Genomic DNA, 5,287 nt, shown 5'->3' with positions numbered 1-5,287 from the left:
CCGAGAAGGTCAGCATCGCCACCGTGTCCTTCACGCGTTCAAGCCGCCGGCGGCACCGAGATCTTCACCGACTCGCGCTCCATCGCCTTCTGATAGAACGCATCGAGCGCCGGATAGGCCTTGCGCCAGCCGCAATCGGCGAAGCGGAAATCGGCATAGCCGAGCACGCAAACGAGGCCGATCGAGACGATGTCGAACGGGCGGGTCAGCAGGTCGCTCTGCGCATTGAAGCGCGCCATGCCCAGCCACGCGCGGTTCCAGTGGTCGTCGGACCAGGCCTGCCAGCGCAGTCCCTCCGGGCGCACCAGCGCCTCGTAGCGGCACAGCAGCATGGAATCGAGCATGCCCTGCAGCATCGAATGCTCGCTCTTGACCTTCCAGCGCGACGGACCGGAGGCCGGGATAAGCTTGTTGCCGCCGGCGAGCTCGTCGAGATATTCGACGATGACGTAGGAATCGAGAATGACGTCGCCATTGTCGAGGATCAGCACCGGCAGCTTCTTCAGCGGCGTGATCTTCGAGTATTCCTCGTTGGCCTGTCCGGGCACCACGGCCGCCGGCACGAACGCGATCTTGTCGATCAGGCCGAGCTCGATGGCGGCGATGCGCACCTTGCGGGCGAACGGCGAGGCGGGCGAGAAGGTGAGTTTCATTAAGAGTGTCCCCTGGCTGGTCATTCCGGGGCGATGCGAAGCATCGAACCCGGAATCTCGAGATTCCGGGTCTGGCGCTCACGCGCCATCCCGGAATGACTCACACGTGCGGCTTAAGCCTCGACGATCACGCCTCGATGATCTCCTGGCGCTGCTCGCCGAGGCGCTCGATGCCCAGCGTCACGACGTCGCCGACATTGAGGAAGGTCGGCGGCTTCATGCCCATGCCGACGCCGGGAGGCGTACCCGTGGTGACGATGTCGCCCGGCAAGAGCGTCATGAACTGCGAGACGTAGGAGATGCACTTGGCCATCGAGAAGATCATCGTCGCGGTGGTGCCGGTCTGGCGGCGCTGGCCGTTGACGTCGAGCCACATCGACAGGTTCTGCACGTCCGGAATCTCATCCTTGGTGACGAGCCAAGGGCCGACCGGGCCGAACGTGTCGTGCGACTTGCCCTTGGTCCACTGGCCCAGGCGCTCGATCTGGAAGTTGCGCTCGGAGACGTCGTTGCAGATCGTGTAGCCGGCGACATGGTTCAGCGCGTCGGCCTCGGACACATACTTCGCACGGGTACCAATGATCGCGGCGATCTCGACCTCCCAGTCGAGCTTGGTCGAGCCGCGCGGCTTCTCGACCTGGTCATAGGGCCCGCACAAGGCGGTGTTGGCCTTCAGGAAGAAGATCGGCTCGGCCGGGATCGGGTTGCCGGTCTCCTTGGCATGATCGGAGTAGTTGAGGCCGATCGCCACGAACTTCGAGATGCCGGTGACGGGCGCGCCGAGCCGCGGCTTGCCGGAGACGGCGGGCAGGGAAGCCGGATCGAGCGCGGCCAGCTTCTTCAGCGACTCCGGCGCATAGGCGGCGCCGTCGAGGTCCTTCACATGGCCCGACAGGTCGCGCAGCTGGCCGGAGGCATCGATCAGGCCCGGCTTTTCCGCGCCTTTGTCGCCGTAGCGAACGAGCTTCATCTGGTTTCTCTCCCTCAGATCCTTGGTATTCCAGCGCCCTGTCATGGAGCATGGCGGGGCGAAATTCAACCTCGCGGGCTATGCGCTGCCGCCGCCCGGCACTGCCTGAAAGCGGAAGGCGGCGCCGTCGCGGCGGATGTGGCCGGCATCGAAATGGCCGCCGATCACCAGCGTGTCCGTATCGGCGAAGCGCGAGAACAGCGCCTGCCGCGTTGCGATGGCCTGGGCAGGACTGGAATCGACCGTCGAGCTCCAGTCCAGATGCGCCATCTGGCAGGGATGGTGCGCGACGTCGCCGGTCAGCAGTGCCTCCGCACCATCCGAGCGGATGTGCAGGCTGACATGGCCCGGGCTGTGGCCGGGCGTCGGGATCAGCGTGATCTCGTCGGTGATCACGGCGTCGCTCGCGACCAGCTCGGCCTTGCCGGCGGCGACGATCGGCTGCACGGAATCGGCGAAGGTCGCGGTCTCGTCCGCCGCCGCGCTGTGGTCGCGCCAATGCGCATATTCCGTGCGGCCGAACACGTAGCGCGCGTTCGGAAAGCTCGGGACCCAGCGGTCGTCGACCAGCCGCGTATTCCAGCCGACATGGTCGACGTGCAGATGCGTGCAGATCACCAGGTCGATGTTCTCGGGCGGAAAACCGGCTGTGCTCATCATGTCCAGGAAGGGCGTGGACCGGCCGTTCCAGACCGGCACGCTCCGGCCCTGCTTGTCGTTGCCGAGGCCAGTGTCGACCACGATGCGCCGGGTCGGGGTCTCCAGCACCAGGGTGTGGATCGACATCTTCAGCTTGCCCTCGCCGGTGGCGAAATCGGGGGTGAGCCAGGACAGCGCGCGGATCGCCTCGGGCGTTGCCTGCGGCAGGATGAAGCGGGTGCCGCCGACCGTCTCCAGCTCGACGAACTTCGTGATCCTGACCCGGCCGACCGTCCAACGCATGCGCGCTTCCCCGCTTGTTCTTGGTGGCGCCGACGATGCCGCGTTGCGCGTTCCGGCGCAATGGATCGACTCTCCGGAACAGGCGTTGTCGTGGCCAGTCCAGGAGGAGAGTGTCATGCCAGAGCTGACGATTTCGCCCGAGAAGGTCGCGTTCCTGATCGAGAAGGCGCGCGAGTTCGACGTCAAGGAGGAGGCGAGCGATCTCGACTCCGGCTCCAATCCCGCCGATGACGACATGATCGATGTGCTCGAGGATACCGGCGACGATCCGGTGGTGCGCGAGATCACCGGCTTCATCAATGCGATGAGCGAGGATGAGCAGGCCGATCTCGTCGCGCTGATGCGGCTCGGCCGCGGCGACGGCGACATCGACGAATGGGACGATCTGCGCCGCGAAGCCGCCGGCCAGCGCGACCGCCACACCGCGCGCTATCTGCTGGGCGAGCCGATGCTCGGCGACCTCCTGGCGGAGGGCCTCGACGCGTTCGGCATCGACTGGACGGACGGACGCACGACGGCGGATTCGTCGAGCCCGAGCGAGCGCGACGAGGACGAGATCACGAAGCAGTAGCTTTGATCTCTCACCCGACGCGGACTTCAAACCCTCACCCTGAGGAGCCCGCCGGAGGCGGGCGTCTCGAAGGGCGAGGCCACAAGCGGGGCCTCATGGTTCGAGACGCGCCGCGAACGAAGATCTTGCCTGACACGTACCGATCGACGCGGCGCTCCTCACCATGAGGGTCCGGCGCCGAGGGCGGCGCCGCACACTGGACCATGAGCAGCGTAGTCATGGAGAAAGATCAACGGCGGGGTGGCAATACCGCTGCGCTCCCTCTCCCCGTTCTTCACGGGGAGGGTTGGAGTGAGGGGCAGCCACGGCCACCAGACCAAGTGAAAAGTCCCTCTCATCCGGATCGCATCTGACGATATGATCCGACTTAGCCCCGCAGGCGGGGAGAGGCGCAGCAAGTCGCGAAGGACCTCCGCACCTCAATGTTCTTGATTGTTACAGCGTGCCCGGGAATGCACCACCGTCCAGCAGGATGTTCTGCCCCGTGATGTAGCCGGCCTTGGCGGCGCACAGGAACGCGCAGGCGAGGCCGAATTCTTCGGGATCGCCGAAGCGGCCGGCGGGGTTGAGCTTGGCGCGGTCGGCCAGGATCTGCTCGGCGGGGATGCCGCGGCGCTCGGATTCGATCTTGGCGGTGCCGATCAGCCGGTCGGTCTCGAACGGGCCCGGCAGCAGCGCATTGATGGTCACATTGTTGATCACGGTCTTGCGCGACAGGCCGGCGATGAAGCCGGTGAGGCCGGCGCGGGCGCCGTTGGACAGGCCGAGAATGTCGATCGGCGCCTTCACCGCGGCCGAGGTGATGTTGACGATGCGGCCGAACTTGCGCGCCATCATGCCGTCGACGGTCGCCTTGATCAGCTCGATCGGGGTGAGCATGTTGGCGTCGAGCGCCTTGATCCAGTCGTCGCGGGTCCAGTTGCGGAAATCGCCCGGCGGCGGGCCGCCGGCATTGTTGATCAGGATGTCCGGATCCGGGCAGGCCTTGAGCACGGCGGCGCGGCCGTCCGGCGTGGTGATGTCGCCGGCCACCTCGGTCACGGTGATGCCGGGGTTGGCGGCGCGGATCTCGGCCGCGGTCTTGGCCAGCGCCTCGGCGCCGCGCGCCGTGATCGTGACATGCACGCCCTCATTGGCGAGCGCGATGGCGCAGGCGCGGCCCAATCCCTTGCTGGAGGCGCAGACGATGGCGCGGCGGCCCTTGATCCCGAGATCCACGATTGATCACTCCGATATGTCGGTGGCTGAAAGACGATGCGCGCATTCTAGCCAAGCGGACAGCGGCTGATAAGAGCAGCCGGCCTGTGCCGAATTGCATGGCTCGCGCGGATCAGATGCGCCGTTCCTGCTTGAGGCGATCGATCAGGCTGGCGACTTCCGGCGGCAGCGACCGGAAGCCTTTTGCGCCTGCGAGCGACAGAATGGGGCGCAGGCGCGAGCCGTCGAGGAAGCGCGGCTGGCGTTCCGGCGGAACGATCCGGTCGAACACCAGCACGAGCGTGGTCGCGACCATGCCGACGCGCACCGCGCCGAGCAGGGCGCCGCCGAGCCGGTCCCCGAAGCCCGCGTCGGGACCGATCGCCTCGTCCAGCAGCATGCGACCGATCTTGCCGAGCGCGACCCCGATGACGACGAACGCCGCGAAGAACTGCAGCCAGTTCTGCGCCAGCGGCGAGCCGTGCACGTCCTGCAATTGCGGGCTCATCGCTGCGACGGCGCCCATCGCCAGCGGCATCGCCAGCAGATAAGCGAGGATGGTGATGGCGCTGCGCAGCAGCCCGGTCGAGAAGCCGCTGTAGACGGCAACCATCAGGGCGGCACAAGCGGCGAGGTCGAAAGTATTCATGGCTGATATGCTGTGGTTGTAGAGCGGGCGGGTAAACAAATCCGGTTTGCGCTGCTTCAAATCGTCTGTATCAATGCGCCGCAACAAACCAGGGAAACGCAAGGTGGTGCCATGTCCGGCCTGTTCGACGTCAGCCAGGAAGTGATCCTGATCACCGGCGCGAGTCAGGGGCTCGGCCGGCAGTTCGCGCGGGTGCTGTCCGCCCATGGCGCCGCCGTCGCGCTGGCCGCGCGCCAGACCGGCAAGCTGAAGGCGCTGGAGGACGAGATCAAGGCCAAGGGCGGCCGCGCCGTCGCGGTCGAGAT

Annotated in this window: 7 protein-coding genes; 2 read left to right on the top strand and 5 right to left on the bottom strand. The window is 66.4% G+C overall.

All coding sequences use genetic code 11. From position 1 onward, the window contains the following. Positions 1 to 38 precede the first annotated feature (38 nt). From BRAS3809_RS05325 to BRAS3809_RS05315, 3 genes are all read right to left on the bottom strand, one after another. The gene (locus BRAS3809_RS05325; protein WP_008961075.1) at positions 39 to 653 is read right to left on the bottom strand and encodes a glutathione S-transferase family protein; all 615 of its coding nucleotides are present in this window, start codon (positions 651 to 653) and stop codon (positions 39 to 41) included. A gap of 127 nt (positions 654 to 780) precedes the next feature. After that, on the bottom strand, positions 781 to 1,623 hold the full coding sequence (locus tag BRAS3809_RS05320) for a fumarylacetoacetate hydrolase family protein (protein ID WP_008961074.1): 843 nt from the start codon (positions 1,621 to 1,623) through the stop codon (positions 781 to 783). Between the two features lie 78 nt (positions 1,624 to 1,701). Further along, positions 1,702 to 2,565, bottom strand: coding sequence for an MBL fold metallo-hydrolase (locus tag BRAS3809_RS05315; RefSeq protein ID WP_008961073.1), 864 nt, complete (start codon positions 2,563 to 2,565; stop codon positions 1,702 to 1,704). Positions 2,566 to 2,680: 115 nt separating this feature from the next. On the opposite strand from BRAS3809_RS05315, the gene BRAS3809_RS05310 reads away from it, so the two are divergent. Continuing rightward, positions 2,681 to 3,136: a DUF3775 domain-containing protein gene (locus BRAS3809_RS05310; RefSeq protein ID WP_008961072.1), complete on the top strand. Its 456-nt coding sequence runs from the start codon at positions 2,681 to 2,683 to the stop codon at positions 3,134 to 3,136. Between the two features lie 435 nt (positions 3,137 to 3,571). Here the strand turns inward: BRAS3809_RS05310 and BRAS3809_RS05305 are convergent, their stop codons facing one another. Next, positions 3,572 to 4,354, bottom strand: coding sequence for an SDR family oxidoreductase (locus tag BRAS3809_RS05305; protein WP_008961070.1), 783 nt, complete (start codon positions 4,352 to 4,354; stop codon positions 3,572 to 3,574). 112 nt (positions 4,355 to 4,466) lie between these two features. Continuing rightward, complete coding sequence (locus BRAS3809_RS05300; protein WP_008961069.1) at positions 4,467 to 4,982, bottom strand: CvpA family protein; 516 nt, start codon at positions 4,980 to 4,982, stop codon at positions 4,467 to 4,469. Positions 4,983 to 5,093: 111 nt separating this feature from the next. Here BRAS3809_RS05300 and BRAS3809_RS05295 point away from each other — a divergent pair. Continuing rightward, positions 5,094 to 5,287 (top strand): SDR family NAD(P)-dependent oxidoreductase (locus BRAS3809_RS05295; RefSeq protein ID WP_035655356.1); only part of this gene is annotated, 194 nt, incomplete at its 3' end.

The sequence above is a fragment of the Bradyrhizobium sp. STM 3809 genome (assembly GCF_000239795.1).
Lineage (GTDB): Bacteria > Pseudomonadota > Alphaproteobacteria > Rhizobiales > Xanthobacteraceae > Bradyrhizobium.
Note: the sequence above shows the minus strand (reverse complement) of the source record. Positions and strands in the feature narration are given on the sequence as shown.

Bases quoted from the DNA above. Each gene is read 5' to 3' on its own strand.
- BRAS3809_RS05315 (WP_008961073.1), bottom strand. From the start codon at position 2,565: ATGCGTTGGACGGTCGGCCGGGTCAGGATCACGAAGTTCGTCGAGCTG.
- BRAS3809_RS05325 (WP_008961075.1), bottom strand. From the start codon at position 653: ATGAAACTCACCTTCTCGCCCGCCTCGCCGTTCGCCCGCAAGGTGCGC.
- BRAS3809_RS05310 (WP_008961072.1), top strand. From the start codon at position 2,681: ATGCCAGAGCTGACGATTTCGCCCGAGAAGGTCGCGTTCCTGATCGAG.
- BRAS3809_RS05320 (WP_008961074.1), bottom strand. From the start codon at position 1,623: ATGAAGCTCGTTCGCTACGGCGACAAAGGCGCGGAAAAGCCGGGCCTG.
- BRAS3809_RS05300 (WP_008961069.1), bottom strand. From the start codon at position 4,982: ATGAATACTTTCGACCTCGCCGCTTGTGCCGCCCTGATGGTTGCCGTC.